This window comes from Photorhabdus cinerea (genome assembly GCF_011189575.1).
GTDB classification, from domain to species: Bacteria; Pseudomonadota; Gammaproteobacteria; order Enterobacterales; family Enterobacteriaceae; genus Photorhabdus; species Photorhabdus cinerea.
In genome coordinates, this window is the sequence record NZ_PUJW01000004.1 from 97121 (window position 1) to 115477 (window position 18357).

Genomic DNA, 18357 nt, shown 5'->3' on the forward strand with positions numbered 1-18357 from the left:
GGTATCTCTTACATGAAAAAGTTGATGTTGATGGGTTGTTTGATAGCTGGCATGAGTGTCACTTCTGTATGGGCAAATGCTAGTCGGAATTTACAGGAACGTTTGGGCAAAGTAAGTAGTTTTCATGCCAGTTTTACTCAGACAGTAACCAGTAATGATGGTGCAACCATTCAGGAAGGTGAAGGGCAATTGTGGGTTAAACGCCCAAACCTGTTTAACTGGCATATGACATCACCTGATGAAAGCGTTTTGATATCGGATGGCGAAACGTTGTGGTTCTATAATCCATTTGTTGAACAGGTAACCGCCACTTGGTTGAAAGATGCAACAGGAAACACCCCATTTATGCTGATTACCCGTAACGATGCTAAAGAGTGGTCTCAATATAAAATCATTCAAAAAGGAGATGATTTTAAACTGACGCCGAATAATGCAAATGGCAACCTGAAACGCTTCTTTATTACGGTGACGACGGATGGCATTATCCAGAAATTCTCAGCTATTGAGCAGGATGGACAAAAAAGTGCTTATCAGTTAAAAGGGCTGCAAAACACCTATGTGGACGCAGCAAAATTCAGTTTTACTCTACCGAAAGGCGTCACGTTGGATGATCAGCGCCAGTGAGGTTTAAGTGAGCAATCTGTCCCTCGATTTTTCACAAAATGAATTCCAGCCACTGGCCGCGCGTATGCGGCCAGTCACATTAGAACAATATATCGGTCAGCAGCATTTACTGGCTGAGGGGAAACCACTGCCAAGGGCTATCCGGGCGGGACAATTGCACTCCATGATTTTATGGGGGCCACCGGGAACCGGGAAAACGACATTAGCTGAAATTATTGGGCATTATGCACAGGCTGATATTGAACGGATATCTGCGGTCACTTCTGGCATTAAAGAAATACGTGAATCGCTTGAAAAAGCACGTCAGAACCGTAATGCAGGACGGAGAACTATTCTGTTTGTTGATGAAGTGCATCGTTTTAATAAAAGCCAACAGGATGCTTTTCTGCCACATATTGAAGATGGCACGGTCACCTTTATCGGTGCTACGACAGAAAACCCCTCTTTTGAACTGAATTCCGCATTACTTTCACGGGCGCGTGTTTATTTGCTTAAGTCGTTGACCGTGGAAGAAGTTGAACAGGTCCTTAATCAGGCCATGAATGATAAAGATAACGGTTATCATGGTCAGAATATCGTTTTACCTGAAAATACCCGTCACATGATTGCGGAATTGGTTGCTGGTGATGCCCGTCGTTCACTGAACCTTCTGGAGATGATGGCGGATATGGCAGAAACCAATACTCAGGGGCAAAGGGTTTTGACACCTGAACTATTAAACGAAGTTGGTGGAGAGCGCAGTGCGCGTTTTGATAATAAAGGCGATCGTTATTACGATTTGATTTCAGCGCTGCATAAATCTGTACGTGGTTCTGCACCTGACGCTGCGCTTTACTGGTATGCCCGGATTATTACCGCCGGTGGTGATCCATTGTATGTTGCACGTCGTTTATTAGCGATTGCTTCTGAAGATGTTGGCAACGCTGATCCCAGAGCAATGCAGGTTGCTATTGCTGCATGGGATTGTTTTACTCGTGTTGGGCCAGCAGAAGGTGAAAGGGCAATTGCTCAAGCGATTGTTTATCTTGCCTGTGCACCGAAAAGTAATGCTGTTTACACCGCGTTTAAAGCAGCGATGGCCGATGCAAGGGAAAAGCCTGACTACGATGTTCCCGCACATTTGCGTAATGCACCGACAAAACTGATGCAAGATATGGGGCTTGGTGAGGAATATCGCTATGCTCATAACGAACCTAATGCTTATGCGGCTGGTGAAGTTTATTTTCCCTCTGAAATGCAGGAAACCCGCTATTATCATCCGTCAAATAGGGGCTTAGAGGGAAAGATAGGTGAAAAACTGGTCTGGCTTGCAGAGCAGGATCAAAATAGCCCGATAAAACGCTATCGCTAACGTTATTGTTGCGGTAAGGTTGACAGGTAAAAATATCTTATGGCCCATTAACTTGTGGGCCTGTTCATATCATCTATCTTAATAACGACAAGTACAGGACTAGCATGCTCGATCCAAACATACTGCGTAATGAGCTAGACGCAGTCGCCGAAAAACTGGCTCGCAGGGGTTATACCCTTGACGTGGATACGCTGCGCAAACAAGAAGAGCGCCGCAAAGTTTTACAAGTTGAAACTGAAACCCTGCAAGCAGAACGTAATTCTCGATCGAAAGCTATTGGTGCAGCGAAAGCCCGTGGTGAAGATATTGATCCATTACGTCAGGAAGTGAACCAGTTAGGTGAAAAGTTGGATACAGCGAAATCCGAACTGGAAAAACTTCAGACTGAAATCCGCGATCTGGCTTTAAGTATCCCTAACATGCCAGATGACTCTGTACCGGTAGGTAAAGATGAGAATGATAATCTGGAAGTGAGCCGCTGGGGTGAGCCACGTAAATATGATTTTGAAATCAAAGATCATGTTTCATTAGGTGAGCTGGCAAATGGGTTGGATTTTGCTGCCGCGGTTAAACTGACCGGTTCGCGCTTTGTGGTGATGAAAGGGCAGATTGCTCGTCTACATCGTGCCTTGGCTCAATTTATGCTGAATCTTCACACAGAACAGCACGGCTATTTGGAAACTTACGTTCCTTATCTGGTTAACCATGAAACCTTATATGGTACGGGCCAGTTGCCAAAATTTGGTGAAGACCTTTTCCATACTAAGCCGCTGGAAGAAGAAACAGAAAGTTATTACGCGTTGATCCCAACCGCTGAAGTTCCGGTAACAAACTTGGTCCGTGGTGAAATTCTGGATGAAAGCGAATTACCATTGAAAATGACCGCTCATACCCCTTGCTTCCGTTCAGAAGCGGGTTCTTATGGTCGTGATACTCGTGGTCTGATTCGTATGCATCAGTTTGATAAAGTTGAGTTGGTTCAGATTGTTCACCCTGAAGAATCAATGAATGTCCTTGAAGAACTGACAGGCCACGCAGAGAAAGTATTGCAATTACTGAATCTGCCCTATCGCAAAGTTTTACTATGTACTGGCGATATGGGTTTTAGCGCATGTAAAACTTATGATCTGGAAGTATGGTTACCGGCTCAAAACGCTTATCGTGAAATCTCTTCCTGTTCTAACATGTGGGATTTCCAGGCTCGCCGTATGCAAGCGCGTTTCCGTGGTAAAGAAGATAAAAAGACTCAATTGCTTCATACCCTCAATGGTTCTGGTTTGGCTGTTGGCCGTACCTTGGTTGCTATTATGGAAAACTATCAGCAAGCCGATGGTCGTATTGAAATTCCAAAAGTCTTATGTCCATATATGGGTGGTTTGGAATATATTGGTTGATTATTGTATTAATGAAAAGCGCCGAATCGGCGCTTTTTGCTATCTATTTTATTAATTACAAATTTACTGAAAATAAAATTACTGGATTCAGTAAATACTAAATGTATTTTTTAGCTAACTAAAGTCGATGATTTCTCCTTACCAATAAAAATGCTACGGTAAGATGAGTAATAACTAGCTAAAAGAATAGGCATAGAGATTAAAAGCCCTAAACCGAAAGGAATTATGGAGATTATGAATATTACCCCAATGGTAATAAAGAATAAGAAACCGGGTAATAAATTCTTTTTCACGGCTTCCAGGCTCATTGATACGGCAGCACCAAATTTCAAATTATGGATAACGATGAGCGCTGGTGCAAACCAAGCTAAAGCGCTGGCAACGAGGCCGAAGACAAACAAAATAAGGAGAGCAAGAAATAATGGCGACAGGTCATTTTGGTAAATGTTAACGGGAGGTTCACCATATTGGCTGGCTAACAATATATTGGTTAATATACCACCGCTGATGATAAAAGTTGCGATAAATCCGAGGAGCATAATACCAAATGATAAAGCCCCAACGGCAATTAGCGACGCAAAATTTTTCTGAAATCCGCTAAATAACAATCCTAATTCGAATTCTCCAGTAGTTCTCTGTTTTTCACATAGAGCCATAACTCCACCAATAAATACTGGACCTAAGATTCCCGAAAGTATCCCAAGAAAAGGAATAAACTGTAAACCAGATATAACGGCAAAATAGATAATGGTAAGTAGTATCCACATACCCCATTTGCTTTTAACCAGTTCCCATGATTGACCAATCCATTTTGTACCTTCTCCGCTACGGAGGGACTGACCACCTGGAATAAATACCTCGTTATTGTTAGATATAGAGCTAGAATTAAAATTGAGGTTTTGATTATCCATTAATTTTTCCAATTTAATTGTTGACTTATATTAAATAATTTGTTTTTGTCTGCATCTCAAAAGCTATAGCTAGCTTGAGAAAGCCGGCGAATATAATATATTAATTTTATTAATCGACAAGTATTAAATAGACATAATTAAGGAGAAATTATTGATGTATTTTTAATCGGTAAGTTACTTGTGTTGTTAACTTTATCAAAGCGATTCATAATCACATGAATCACTAAGCTATTTACGTAATATATTGCAGTTTCTCTCATGTGACTTAATTGATATTTATATTTCAATGTTGATTTTTAATCATAGACTATTTGATTTTTTTATGAAAAAGTTTTTTCCTGTGGTTGAAAAAAATTATTAAAGTCGGGCACTGTGGAAAAAATAGATTGTCTGATTAACCTATCATTATCCTAATTTATCCTTTTTTACTGGGGTATATAAGGGTTAACAAAACCTATTTTTTTCTTATTTCTTACTTTCCGAGAGTTTTCTTATTTTTTGATTAAACATTGATGATCTCATTTTTTTCTGTGGTCACCCATTGGCGTTGATGATGATATTGTTCAGTTACTATTGGCCTAAATATCATTGGAAAAAGGCTAAAAGCAAGTCCGAATCTCCTGATTGAAAATGGGCAAACATACTGTAAATACTATGGTAATCTCTCTGGTAACCGGAGTGTTCAGAATCGCTTTTGTGAAAATAATATTGGGTTTGTTTTCTTACTATATTTCGATTGGAAAATGAACCATTGCGAAGGTAATGTTGATTTTGGTTATGTGTTTTTATGCTTATACCATGAAATAAAAAGATTCAGGGTTCCTCCCCAAAAAACACCATCAAGAAGACCACTTACCAAGCCGAATAGCAAATTATAATGTAATGAATGTAGCAACATTGGAGAAAGACTTAATAAAGCCGTCATAATAAATTTACTTATAAAAGTAATCATTATCACTATCAATGTCAAAGGTGTACCAGGACGAATAATTAAGGTACTGTCAGGTTTTTCTCTTAATCGTGGCTGTGATCTCCATAGTATCCAACCAATAGTAATGCCGAAAACCAGACCTATTCCCATCATAATGAGTGATAAATCTGAGAAGTATGTTTCTGTGAGAACACTATGTGTTCCCCAGACTAAAAATACGGTAGGCAGCAAGAAAATATGCTCTATACGCATTTCACGATCTGAGAGAGCTTTAATGCCTCTCATGACAAGAAACACAAGCAAAATCCAGACCCATATAGGCGAGTCTTTTATAATAGTAACGTATTGTGACATGTTATTACCTCGCTAGTCTTTTCGTATGGAAAATTTATCATTCAGGTGGTTTGGCTTTTTTTCTATAATAATTTCTCATTATTTATGGTAAGTGTTTAGATACAAGTATGGTGAGAACCAATAATGCTTAAAGATAGTAAACGGTAATGTATCTTTAATACTAGAATGTAACCTATGATTCCATTTATTACAAAAGCAAAATTTTAGAAGAGCGGTTAGTTGCTATAGTTGGCATTTTCCCACTACAGGAAAATACACTATGGCCTATAAACAACTGACCGAAAGAAAGATACCCGATTTTCAGCTTAAAAAAGCGGGTTTTTCACAACGTTTCATTGTCTCATCATTAATTATCCTTATAAAAAGTTGTATTTATAGTTAAACCCATCTATGTGATAAAAGCTTTAATCTCTCTGTATTAAAGCTTTTAAATGTTCATAGCAGATTAGGTAAATGTAAAATGGATGGAAGGATAGTATTGTCGAAAATGTATTTAAAACCCTTAACTGGCGGATAGCTGAATTAATGACAGATAAAAAGGCATTTACGATCATTAAAAAAGGGACATGCAAGTAAGAAGAGAACCATATTCCTATACTGCTATTTTTATTATTTTTTTAATTAAATATTCATTTAAACAAATGGTTTTCGTCAAACAATTGTTGTGAACCTAATGGCTGTTTTTATTAAATTGACACTCAGGTTTTCTCGTTTTTTCTTTTCTTTAAATTTTTAGGTTTAAAATAAAAAAGCAACAGATATATAATGGTATTAAAATCAAAGCCTATTTCTTTAATGGGTCTTAATGTTTTTAAACTTATCTATTCTTTTTTTCTGTTAATCTGGTTAATATAAGGCTTCCTTGCCTTATTTAATGGACGTAGGAACTGTTATTAATTTCTGAAATTTTTAATAGGCAGTGGGTGTATTTTTTTAGGCAATTAAAGAAGATGGTTTCTCCTTACTGATAAAAATACTACGGTAAGAGGAATAATAGCTAGCTAAAAGTATTGGCATAGAGACTAGAAAACCTAAACCAAAAGTCATTATCGAGATTATGAAAATGATTATAGAGGTGGTAAAGAATAAGAAACCGGGCAATAAATTCTTTTTCACAGCCTCCAGACTCATTGATATGGCGGAGCCAAATTTTAAGTTATGGATAACGATTAATGCGGGTGCAAACCAGGTAAATGCGGCAGCTACGAGATAGAAAATCAGCAGAACAAATACGCAGAGAAGTAATACAGGGAGATCGATTTGGAGTATCTCGGCTGAAGCATTTTGCCCGGCAAGCATGATATTAATTATTGCACTACCGCCGATGATAAACATTGCAATAACGCCAAGCAGTATAATACCAAACAATAAAGCACCGATGCTAAGCAGAGATACAAAGTTTTTCTGAAACCCGCTGAATAACAGCCCTAGTTCAAATTCTCCGGTAGTTCTCTGTTTTTCGCCCACGGCAATAATGCCACCGATAAATACTGGATTAAGAATTCCAACAAATATCTGGAGAAAAGGAATAAACTGTAAGGCGGTTATAATAGCAAGGAAAATAATGCTGAGCAGTATCCACATACCCCATTTACTTTTGACAAGTTCCCACGCCTGACCAATCCATTTCAAACCTTCTGTGCTATTGACGGATTGGCCGCCAGGAATAAATATATCCTGGTTATCGTCGGGTATCGTGTTGGGATTCAAATTTAGGTTTTGGTTGTCCATATATTTTTCCAATTTATTTGTTGATTCATAATATGAAATAGTTTTTTCCTGTCTTCGTTTCGAAGATGCAGTCAGCTTGAGAGAGCTAGTAATATATTATATTAATTCTTTTAATCAACAAGTATTAAATAGAAGTAATAAACCAAAAATATGGTGAATGACTATGGAATATATTAATAAGTGTTTCTAATTGCATTAAGTTGTAAATAATCGTAACAAAGTGTTTCAATGTAATTTAATAGCTGAGTTTAATTGAAATATATCCCTGAAATCATAAATTTTAATTCTATTTGGGCTTTTTTTATGTAGAATGAAGACTCGTGTTAATGGTAATTCATTGGTATTTTAACACTAAGAAGGAGTGTATATGTCAGACTTAATTTATTTAACTTTAAAGGGCCATAAACAGGGGTTAATATCGGCAGGTTGTTCGTCTATAGATTCAATTGGAAATAAAGGTCAGTTGGAGCATATAGACCAGATACTGGTATATAGTCTTTCTCACTCTCTAACCAGAGAGCTGAATGTCAATCATCATCCTATAACATTTAAGAAGCCTATTGATAAGTCGTCACCGCTTTTGGGGGTAGCGATTTCAGAGAATGAAGTATTGGATGCTATCTTTGATGGTTATAGAACGAATCAAGCCGGGATTCTGGAGTTGTATTACACCATAAAAGTGATTGGGGCGACGATCGTTGATTTAGCTATTTATCATCCTCATTCGATAACACATGCTGGTTCTCAGCCGCAAGAAACGATCTCTTTACGTTATAAGAGCATCACATGGACTCATCATATAGCAGGGACTAGTGCTTATAGTATTTGGGATGAGCGCATTTATTAATTTATTTGCCGGTAAAATAGTTTTGTTTTACCGGCAAAATTACCATTTGTTTTTTCTATAATGTCTGCTGTGTGCAATCATGAATGTAATAGTGCACGAAAAAGATAGAGCAAAAGAAGTGTATAGCATAAAGTCATTATCTGATACGGATACACCCAAAAATGGAATCTGGCCAGTATGAAAAACATGTAAATGAAAAATGTTAGACGCCATCATAAGTAGTACAGATGAGTAGTTAATATAAACATCATAGGGGGTTAAAAGTTTTTTAAAAGCAATGTATAGAGGGTAAAGCGCAAGTAAAGAAAAAATAATATATAAATAGTCTACCATTTTCTTCTTACCTCAATACGATCTATATTGTCTATTACATTTATTTAATAATAACTTTTCTTGCTATTATATAAGGAACACAACTTAAATAACCTAAAGCTAAAGAGTAATAATGTAAAAAATCGTTATCAATGGTATTTATATTCAAAAAAGGTATTGAATCAAAATTAAAAACATAGAAATGAAATGCTGAGAAAATCAATGGTAATATTATTGCGTAAAGATGAGGATAAAAATCAGGTGACATTAACAATCTTTTTATACAAAAATAAACAGGGAATAGTAGAATTAAAGACAGTGAAACATAAACCGAATTCATCTGTAGTTCCTCGCTTGACCATATATAGTATTTAAATCACCAGCAATTTCTAAAATTATATCTTCTGTACTCATCATCTTAATTCCTTGGTGTTTTAATCCCCAAAGCAGATCAGCATTTATATACCGATATAATCTTTGACTATCTGGCTCGAGTTTATAGCCAAGTAATCCATTCAGGGACATACCAACATCAACTGATGTATACACTACATCCGCATCACGCTTATCCATCCCAAAAACTTTTTCTCCAACCCCTTCATAGATAAATTTAACCGGCCCAGTATAACTTTCACGATAAAGAATATAATGCTCACTTTCAACAACGTTATTAAGACCATGTGCCATTAATAGCGCTCCAGGTGCGGCTCCAATGCCTGTATCAGTAAGCAAAAAACCACCAATGAATTGTATAGTCCCAGATACAAATCCAATCCATGCAATAATCAAATTGACTACTTCATCTTTTCTGCTTTTAGTATTCTCACCTGGCGCTTTTTTCTTTACAACGATGGCTTGCTTTACACTCTTTTGAGAAAGCATGGCATCCTGTTTTTCTAACGATCGCATTTCTTCATCCAATGAAGCTATTGCTTCAGAGATTGAAAGCTCTCCAGTATTTATCTTTGCGGTGATATCTTCAGAATAAGCAATAACTTCATGGATAAAATGGTCTTTAGCCAGGCTCCATTTCATATATTTGTTGGCAACTCTATCCATAAGCACCATCAACTCGTTTTGTTTATCCATCTGAATTTTCAGAAGTTTCCTTTCTTCATTGGTACTATTATCAAAGTACCCTCTGGCCCAAGGGTTCCTTTCGTAGAATTCATCTAAAGTATCCATAACAAACAACCTGTTTCTTTGAAGCTTAACTTAATATAGTGCAGTGTACTGAAAATATACAATGTAAATCATAAGTCAATATTTATTTTTGCCTATAAGGATATTTTCTTAAGTGTGTTTTAGACGCAGGAGCAGTTAGCTTGGAAATATAAGTACCAGTTCTTCGGTTATTTCCTGAATGCATTTTTGTCTTTCGGAGAAATTAGGCTTGAATTGATAGATGTTCTCTTTTTTATTTTAATCTTGAAAACCGGACTAATCCGATTTTCAGTTTTACTGTACTTCACATTTCATTTCAGGAGTGGGGGTTAAGAAATTCAATACACAACCTTATGCCCATAACTTTCCAAAATACCTTTAACTCTGTCCATTGTCTCTTTTGCTGGCGGTTTCACACCTTCCAGCTTATATTCCTCACCCATGGTAATCCATTTATGTTTACCCAGTTCGTGATAAGGCAGAAGCTCGATTTTTTCAATATTTTTCATATCTCTGGTAAATTCACCCAGCCTATGAGCGGATTCATCATCATCAGACCAGCCTGGAACGACAACGTAACGAATCCAAGTTTTTTGATTACGTTTAGCCAGATAGCGGGCAAATTCCAAAGTGCGGTGATTTGAAACACCGACCAACTGTTGGTGAATTTCATCATTAATCTGTTTTAAATCAAGCATGACAAGATCAGTCGCGTCCATCAGCTCGTCAATAACCGGATCATAGCGACGAACAAATCCATTGGTATCAAGACAGGTATGAATACCTTCGGCACGACAGGCTCTGAACCAATCACGCACAAATTCAGCTTGCAGAATGGCTTCACCCCCTGATGCAGTAACGCCACCCCCTGATGCATTCATAAAATGACGATAGGTTATCGCTTCTTTTATTAATTCTTCGACAGTAACGTTTTTGCCACCGTGGGTATCCCATGTATCGCGGTTATGGCAATAGAGGCAGCGCATCAGACAGCCCTGAAAGAAGACGATAAACCGGATACCGGGACCATCAACGGTGCCACAGGATTCAAAAGAGTGGATACGGCCAAGTACGGACATAACAGGATGGCTCCAAAACTGATTGAAAGGCCCAAATTAGGGCCTTTTTGATAACAGATTATTACATAGACTGAGTGAAAGTGCGGGTGATCACATCTTGTTGTTGTTCTTTAGTTAATGAATTGAAACGCATAGCATAGCCAGATACCCGGATGGTGAGCTGAGGATATTTCTCAGGGTCTTCCATGGCCTCGAGTAACATGTCACGGTTCATCACGTTAACGTTGAGATGCTGACCACCTTCAATGTCTGTTTCGTGGTGGAAGTAACCATCCAGTAAACCAGCCAGGTTAGTTTTACGTGTTTCATCATCTTTGCCTAACGCGTTCGGTACGATAGAGAAAGTATAAGAAATACCGTCTTTCGCATAGGCGAATGGCAGTTTAGCCACAGAGGTCAGAGAAGCGACTGCACCTTTTTGATCTCGACCATGCATTGGGTTTGCGCCCGGTCCAAATGGTGCACCAGCGCGACGTCCATCAGGAGTGTTACCGGTTTTCTTACCATAGACCACGTTAGAGGTGATAGTCAGAACAGATTGAGTAGGAACCGAGTTACGATAAGTATTCAGCTTCTGGATTTTCTTCATGAAGCGCTCAACCAGATCACAGGCGATATCATCGACGCGTGAGTCGTTGTTACCAAATTGTGGATATTCACCGTCAATATTGAAGTCAGCGGCTAAACCGTCTTCGTCACGGATCGGCGTGACTTTGGCATATTTGATAGCAGACAGCGAGTCAGCGGCGACAGACAGACCAGCAATGCCACATGCCATAGTACGATGAACGTCACGGTCATGCAGGGCCATCAGTGCAGCTTCGTAGCTGTATTTGTCATGCATATAGTGAATGATGTTCAATGCTGTAACATACTGTTTTGCCAACCAGTCCATGAAATGGTCCATGCGGGCCATAACTTTGTCATAGTCCAGCACTTCATCTTTCATTGGCTCTTCTTTTGGGCCGACCTGCATTTTCAGCTTTTCATCTACGCCGCCATTAATGGCGTACAGCATGGTTTTAGCCAAATTTGCACGGGCGCCGAAGAATTGCATCTGTTTGCCAATAATCATCGGGCTGACACAGCAAGCGATAGCGTAATCATCGTTGTTGAAGTCAGGGCGCATCAGGTCGTCGTTCTCATATTGTAAAGATGAGGTGTCGATGGAAACTTTTGCTGCGAATTTTTTGAAATTTACTGGCAGTTTCTCAGACCACAGGATGGTCATGTTGGGTTCTGGTGACGGACCCATGGTGTACAGGGTATTCAGGAAGCGGAAGCTGTTTTTAGTGACCAGCGTGCGGCCATCCAGCCCCATACCCGCCAAGGATTCTGTTGCCCAGATTGGGTCACCGGAGAACAGTTCGTCATATTCAGGTGTCCGCAGGAAACGCACCATACGTAGCTTCATGACCAGATGGTCGATCAATTCCTGTGCTTCGATTTCTGTCAATTTACCTGCTTGCAGGTCACGTTCGATGTAGATATCCAGAAAGCTGGAAACGCGCCCGAAAGACATTGCTGCACCATTTTGAGATTTAACCGCTGCCAGATAAGCGAAATAAGTCCACTGTATCGCTTCCTTGGCATCAGTGGCAGGGCCAGAAATATCATAGCCGTATTTAGCTGCCATTTCTTTAATCTGGCCCAGAGCACGATGCTGTTCAGCAATCTCTTCACGCAGCTGGATGGTCATCTCCAGATCTTCACCGCGTTCCAGTTTTTCCTGCAATGAATTGAATTGGGCTAATTTATCATCACGTAAGAAATTGATGCCGTATATTGCAACACGGCGGTAGTCACCAATAATGCGCCCGCGGCCATAGGCATCAGGCAGACCGGTTAGCACGCCAGATTTTCGGCATTTTAGAATATCGGGTGTGTAAACGTCGAAAACACCCTGATTATGCGTTTTGCGGTATTCAGTGAAAATTTGTTTTAAGTTAGGATCGAGTTCACGGCCATAAACTCTACATGATCCTTCTACCATTTTTATACCGCCAAAGGGGATCAGGGCGCGTTTTAGTGGTGCTTCAGTTTGCAGGCCAACGATGGTTTCCAGATCTTTTTCAATGTAACCCGCATCATGGGAAGTAATAGTAGCCGCGATATCAGTATCAAAATCAACTGGTGCATGAGTACGGTTTTCGATTTTGATACCTTCCATGACTTTTTCCCACAAAGCATCGGTTGCTTTGGTAGAGCTTGCGAGGAAAGATTCATCACCCTCATATGGTGTATAGTTTTTCTGGATGAAATCACGAACATTGACTTCGTTTTGCCAGTCACCCTGATTAAAACCTTGCCATGCTACAGAGAATTTTTCATTTAACTCAGTCATGATACGTCTACCTTATTTAATAATCGAACTTTTGAAAAATCAGGCGAGGGAGCTAATTAATATTTTTGCTCGCTACGCAGATAAATTAACCAGTAAGTCAAACCCACTAAAACTGCGCCACCGATAATGTTACCAATAGTGACTGGAATTAAATTGTTAGTAATAAAGTGTGAAATAGTGAGTTGAGAAAATTGTTCAGGTGTTGCTCCCACATTGATCCAGAATTCAGTGGGTGCGAAATTCTTAATAACAATACCAAGCGGGATTAAAAACATGTTAGCAATACTGTGCTCAAAACCGCTGGCAACAAACATGCCTACGGGTAAAATCATGGCAAATATTTTGTCCATTAAACTACGTCCGGCATAACTCATCCAAACGGCGAGACAAACCATCAAGTTGGCAAGAATGCCTAAAAACACGGCTTCAATAAAAGTGTGGTGTACTTTATGGTCAGCTGTTTGCAGTACATTCAGGCCCCATAATCCGTTAGCAACACGATATTGACCAGCAAACCAGATAATAGCGACAAAAAATAACGCGCCAATTAAATTACCAAAATAAACGTTAATCCAGTTTTTAAACATTTGGCACCAGGTTATACGTCCGGTTGCTTTGGAAATAATCGTCAGCACGGTGGAAGTAAATAAATCTGCGCCACAAACCACAACTAACATTAATCCAAGTGAGAAACAGATTCCGCCGACTAATTTAGCTAACCCATAAGGGACAGATTCAGTTCCTGTGGTAGCGGTAATGTAGAAAACAAAGGCAATAGAAATAAAAAAGCCGGCAGTTATTGCTGATATATAGGTGGTTACAGGATGTTTAGTGGTTTTATAAACACCAACATCATCAGCGAATTTTGCTATTACCGCAGGCGATAATAAATTAAAAGGGGTGTCAGCTTTCATACTAACATTCTCTTTATGATTAATTAGTTATGGTACGTAACGATAATAACAAAGGCATGAGGATGTAAACTTGATATAGATCATAATCCTCAGAGAGTGAACGTTGTTTTGGGGAGCTAATTGGCTAAAATTTCATTTAATTTATTGATTTTAATAAAATAAAAAAATTTTAAAAATTATTATATTTTTTTATTTAACCACTAGAGGGAAGTTTGGTAAGTAAAATTACAGGTTAAATTGTTATTTATTTGTTATTTTAAATAAATTGAATTTAACCTGCATTTTACCTTTAATAAAAAATTGTCTTTTCTACAATTTTATTTTGCGTTCCAGAAATCACGTTTTGCTTTTTGCAGTTTCTTATAAGCAGCTAATAAAGCTTGATGAGCGGGTAGTGATTTTAAATCTACATCGACTGACCACAAGCCGTAAAAACAATTTTCACCAGAAATAGCCGCTGAAGCAGCTTCAACAGCATCTTGTCCGTACATTTTTACAAATGCCTGGTAATATTGTGCAGGCTCTTTGTCTGCTTCCTGCGCAAGTAAAAGCAGTGTTTGCAGACAGCGATAATAGTTAGCTCGCTCGGTAGTGAAGACTGAGGCGTTAAAATCCTGAGTCCATTCTACCCAAATCAGAGCTTGTTCCAAATCACCGCCAGCTAATGCCAACATGGATTTCAGTTCACCAATACGTAAATTGCTCCAGCCATTATCTTTACCAACCGCAATGCCAAGCAGTTCACGAACACGGGTAAAATCATCCAGACCTTCTTCATCTAATTGCTCAAGCAGTGCCAGATATTCGTCAGACTGCCATTGACTATCCGGTAGCGCTAATAAAGTTTCCCGCAGATGAGTTCCCATGGTGTTATTAGCGATATGTAAATCTTCCACAGGATAAATATCAGACATACCTGGAACCAAAATACGGCAGGCATAAACACCGAGGTGTTCGTAGTCAGCAATATAAACTTCAGCATCCAGTTGCTTGAAAATAGCCATTAAAGTAGCAAACTCTTCTTCTGTCGTGCCGCTGAAACTCCAGTCAGCGAACTCATAATCAGCATCTTGTTTGAATAAATTCCAGCTGATCAAACCACTTGAATCAATAAAATGCGTTTCCAGATTGGTATGTTCTGCAACTTCTTCATTATCAAAAGTCGGCGCATTGAACACATCCAGATCTTTCAGACTGCGACCTTGCAACAGCTCGGTAACAGTACGTTCCAGTGCTACACCAAAATCAGGGTGAGCACCAAATGAAGCGAAACAAGTCCCATTATTAGGATTAAACAGAACCACGCAAATCACCGGGAATTGCCCACTCAGAGAGGCGTCATAACAATAGAGCGGGAAACCTTCATCCTGTAATGTGTTGACTGCTGCAACCACGCCCGGATAACGATTCATGATTTCCTGTGGAATTTCTGGCAGGCTGATGCCTTCTGCAATAATCCGGTTTTTGACATAGCGCTCAAAAACTTCGGATAACCCCTGAACTCTGGCTTCATTAACCGTGTTACCTGCTGACATACCATTGGAAACATAAAGATTGCCAATAATATTCATGGGAATATAGACCGTATGCTGATCAGATTGACGGGTAAATGGCAGTGAACAGATACCACGCTCTTCATTACCTGATTGCAAATCGACTAATTGACTTGCACATAAATCATTTTCAGGGTCGTAAAATTTACGTAACCGGGTATCCAAAATACCGGCGGGTAAGGAATCATCTTCGGGTAAAGCAAACCATTTTTCATTGGGATAGTGGACAAAATCACCGTTAGCGATAGCGTGTCCTAAATAGAAATCAGCAAAAAAATAGTTGGTTGACAAACGTTCAAAATATTCCCCTAAAGCAGAAGCTAAAGCGGCTTTTTTACTTGCACCTTTACCGTTGGTAAAACATAAAGGGCAATCGCGGTCACGGATATGCACTGACCAGACATTAGGAACCGGGTTCAGCCAAGAGGCTTCTTCGATATTAAAACCAAGATGTTGTAGTTTTTGCTGAAAGCTATTGATTGAATCTTCCAGTGCAGCATCTTTGCCGGGAATAAAGGTTTGCATCATGGTATTCACTTATGAATGCTCGTTACGGGGCGCTCATCATACGAGTTTTTTTTCGGTAGCTAAAGTCTGGTATGCATCACAGATTTATTGATATCATTATTCATAATCAGATGGGATATTTTTTATTAAGGAAATCAGTATGAAAAAGATGAAACACACAGCTTTAGCCAGTTTATTAGCATTAATTAGCAGTTCTGCTATTGCTTTGCCAAATATTACACTTTTGGCCACCGGAGGAACGATTGCAGGTGGGGGCGAATCTGCAACTGAATCCAACTATGTTGCGGGAAAAGTGGGTATTGATGTATTAGTCAACGCTGTCCCTGATATCAAAGATATCGCTAACCTGAAAGGTGAGCAGGTGGTGAGCATTGGTTCGCAGGATATGAATGATCAGGTATGGTTGACTCTGGCGAAAAAAATCAATGCTGATTGTGACAAGACCGATGGTTTTGTTATCACACACGGCACAGACACGATGGAAGAAACTGCTTACTTCCTCGATCTAACGACTCAATGCCAGAAACCGATAGTCATGGTTGGGGCAATGCGTCCGTCTACAGCGATGGGTGCTGATGGCCCGTTAAATCTGTATAACGCGGTAGTGGTTGCAGGGGACAAAGCATCGGCCAAACGTGGTGTGTTGATGGCAATGAATGATGCGGTTATCAGCGGGCGTACCGTGGTGAAAATGAGCACTACTGAAGTTCAGGCATTCCAGCCGATTAATGCTGGTGCTGAAGGTTTTATCCATAACGGCAAAGTTAATTATTACGCTGAAGCTAAACCGAGAGCGGACAAGGCTATTTTTGATGTCAGCAAACTGGATAAGCTGCCAAAAGTAGGCATTGTTTATAACTATGCGAATGCTTCTGATCTGCCAGCGAAAGCACTGTTGAGTGATGGTTATCAAGGGATCATCAGCGCCGGGGTTGGCAACGGTAATATGTACAAAACGGTTTTCGATACTTTGGCCCAGGCCGCGAAAGATGGGGTTGTGGTTGTGAGAGCAAGTCGTGTACCAGTAGGTTATGTGACTCAGAATGCGGAAGTGGATGATAGCAAATATGGTTTTGTGGCATCTGAACGTTTGAATCCGCAGAAAGCCAGAGTGCTTTTACAATTAGCGCTGACTAAAACCCATGATCCAGCAAAAATTCACGAGATGTTTGTTAAATATTAATTCCTAATTCAAAAATAGTAAAAGGGCGTATTCAGTGCGCCCTGAACAATTGTTTGACAACGGTTGTGCTGGCTTCGGAGACTAGGGTTTCGAAGCCCTTTATGCACTATGTACATTAAAGCATGCAGATTAAAGTACGCTAATTAAAACCAAAAGTTGAAAGTAGCATTTTGCTCAAGAAGTGACTAATATAATTATTTGTACGGAAATTTGCCGGATAATTTTAGTCGAGGTCTATTATGGCTGTTTCTACCGCGCGTTTTGAGGCGCGCATGAGTTCTGATCTACACGCTCTGATTAAACGTGCCGCTGAAATTCAGGGCCGTACTATGACTGATTTTGTTGTGTCTGCTGCGCAAGATGCCGCACAGCGCGCGATTGAACAGTCAGAAGTACTCCGTTTGTCTCTGGTTGATCAGGAATATTTTGCGCAGGCGTTACTGAATTCACCGGAACCTACTCCGGCGCTTAAACGTGCGTTTGCACGTCGCCGCGAGCTATTACGATCAAAATGAGTGCTACGATGTTTGATGTTATGCAACTTAACGAAAGACACGATCGTAATTCGTTTTATAGTGGTTCAGAATCGCTAGATCGCTATTTTCAAAAACAAGTTGGTCAGGATGTGAGGCGTCGCGTAGCGGCTTGTTTTGTTGCTCTTTATGATCATCAAGTGGTGGGGTATTACACTCTGGCTGCTGCCAGTATCCGGTTGACTGACCTCCCGACGACCATTATTAAGAAAATGCCTCGATATCCAACAGTGCCGGCAGTTCGGATGGGGAGATTGGCTGTTGATCATATATTCAGAAATCAGGGACTCGGCGGAGCATTGTTAGCTGATGCGCTTGAGAGGACTATTCGTTCCGAAATTGCGTCTTATGCACTGCTTGTTGATGCAAAAGACGATAATGCAGCGCAATTTTACCAGTATCACGGTTTTCTTGCCTTATCCGATTTGCCATTCACATTATTTTTGCCGCTGATGACTGTAAATAAAAAGAGAAAAAAATAAGAAGTCCACTTGTTGCTGTATGAACCAAGTTTATTGGCTATTTTTGCAATAGTTTTGATCAACGCCTGAATAACCATTGCAGCAATGAAATGGGAATGATACAACCGATATATCAGATTCTT

General features: G+C 39.6%; 15 protein-coding genes. 7 read left to right on the forward strand and 8 right to left on the reverse strand.

The window, feature by feature from the left end; genetic code table 11:
* The first annotated feature begins 12 nt into the window (after window positions 1–12).
* From lolA to serS, 3 genes are all read left to right on the forward strand, one after another.
* Window positions 13–624, forward strand: coding sequence for an outer membrane lipoprotein periplasmic chaperone LolA (gene lolA / locus C5469_RS05140; RefSeq protein WP_166303257.1), 612 nt, complete (start codon window positions 13–15; stop codon window positions 622–624).
* Between the two features lie 7 nt (window positions 625–631).
* Window positions 632–1975, forward strand: coding sequence for an AAA family ATPase (locus C5469_RS05145; protein WP_166303260.1), 1344 nt, complete (start codon window positions 632–634; stop codon window positions 1973–1975).
* Between the two features lie 104 nt (window positions 1976–2079).
* The gene (gene serS, locus C5469_RS05150; RefSeq protein ID WP_166303263.1) at window positions 2080–3369 is read left to right on the forward strand and encodes a serine--tRNA ligase; all 1290 of its coding nucleotides are present in this window, start codon (window positions 2080–2082) and stop codon (window positions 3367–3369) included.
* Window positions 3370–3479: 110 nt separating this feature from the next.
* Here serS and C5469_RS05155 read toward each other — a convergent pair whose 3' ends face one another.
* From C5469_RS05155 to C5469_RS05165, 3 genes are all read right to left on the reverse strand, one after another.
* Entirely contained in the window at window positions 3480–4280 is an 801-nt protein-coding gene (locus C5469_RS05155) for a BPSS1780 family membrane protein (RefSeq protein ID WP_242689401.1), read from the reverse strand.
* Between the two features lie 775 nt (window positions 4281–5055).
* The gene (locus C5469_RS05160) at window positions 5056–5565 is read right to left on the reverse strand and encodes a DUF6622 family protein (RefSeq protein ID WP_166303268.1); all 510 of its coding nucleotides are present in this window, start codon (window positions 5563–5565) and stop codon (window positions 5056–5058) included.
* 933 nt (window positions 5566–6498) lie between these two features.
* Complete coding sequence (locus C5469_RS05165) at window positions 6499–7296, reverse strand: BPSS1780 family membrane protein (RefSeq protein WP_166303271.1); 798 nt, start codon at window positions 7294–7296, stop codon at window positions 6499–6501.
* Window positions 7297–7663: 367 nt separating this feature from the next.
* Here C5469_RS05165 and C5469_RS05170 point away from each other — a divergent pair, with 367 nt between their 5' ends.
* The gene (locus C5469_RS05170) at window positions 7664–8143 is read left to right on the forward strand and encodes an Hcp family type VI secretion system effector (RefSeq protein WP_036774222.1); all 480 of its coding nucleotides are present in this window, start codon (window positions 7664–7666) and stop codon (window positions 8141–8143) included.
* Between the two features lie 648 nt (window positions 8144–8791).
* On the opposite strand, the gene C5469_RS05175 is transcribed toward C5469_RS05170, so the two are convergent.
* The 5 genes from C5469_RS05175 to ycaO all read right to left on the reverse strand — a co-directional run bounded on the left by C5469_RS05175 (window position 8792) and on the right by ycaO (window position 16037).
* Window positions 8792–9640, reverse strand: a complete 849-nt coding sequence (locus tag C5469_RS05175; RefSeq protein ID WP_166303274.1) for a DUF4225 domain-containing protein — start codon at window positions 9638–9640, stop codon at window positions 8792–8794.
* A gap of 317 nt (window positions 9641–9957) precedes the next feature.
* Window positions 9958–10698, reverse strand: a complete 741-nt coding sequence (gene pflA, locus C5469_RS05180; RefSeq protein ID WP_166303277.1) for a pyruvate formate lyase 1-activating protein — start codon at window positions 10696–10698, stop codon at window positions 9958–9960.
* 61 nt (window positions 10699–10759) lie between these two features.
* Window positions 10760–13042 carry a formate C-acetyltransferase gene (gene pflB, locus C5469_RS05185; protein WP_166303280.1) on the reverse strand — a complete coding sequence of 761 codons (2283 nt, stop codon included), beginning with the start codon at window positions 13040–13042 and terminating at the stop codon, window positions 10760–10762.
* Window positions 13043–13098: 56 nt separating this feature from the next.
* Window positions 13099–13956, reverse strand: coding sequence for a formate transporter FocA (focA, locus tag C5469_RS05190; RefSeq protein ID WP_166303283.1), 858 nt, complete (start codon window positions 13954–13956; stop codon window positions 13099–13101).
* A 317-nt stretch (window positions 13957–14273) separates the two neighbouring features.
* On the reverse strand, window positions 14274–16037 hold the full coding sequence (gene ycaO, locus C5469_RS05195) for a 30S ribosomal protein S12 methylthiotransferase accessory factor YcaO (protein WP_166303285.1): 1764 nt from the start codon (window positions 16035–16037) through the stop codon (window positions 14274–14276).
* A 139-nt stretch (window positions 16038–16176) separates the two neighbouring features.
* Between ycaO and ansB the strand changes: the two genes are divergently transcribed.
* The 3 genes from ansB to C5469_RS05210 all read left to right on the forward strand — a co-directional run bounded on the left by ansB (window position 16177) and on the right by C5469_RS05210 (window position 18235).
* Window positions 16177–17220 (forward strand): L-asparaginase 2, encoded by a 1044-nt coding sequence (ansB, locus tag C5469_RS05200; protein ID WP_166303288.1) that lies wholly within the window; start codon window positions 16177–16179, stop codon window positions 17218–17220.
* A 239-nt stretch (window positions 17221–17459) separates the two neighbouring features.
* Complete coding sequence (locus C5469_RS05205) at window positions 17460–17735, forward strand: type II toxin-antitoxin system TacA family antitoxin (protein WP_166303290.1); 276 nt, start codon at window positions 17460–17462, stop codon at window positions 17733–17735.
* Between the two features lie 8 nt (window positions 17736–17743).
* Window positions 17744–18235: a GNAT family N-acetyltransferase gene (locus C5469_RS05210; protein ID WP_207628765.1), complete on the forward strand. Its 492-nt coding sequence runs from the start codon at window positions 17744–17746 to the stop codon at window positions 18233–18235.
* Window positions 18236–18357: the final 122 nt, after the last annotated feature.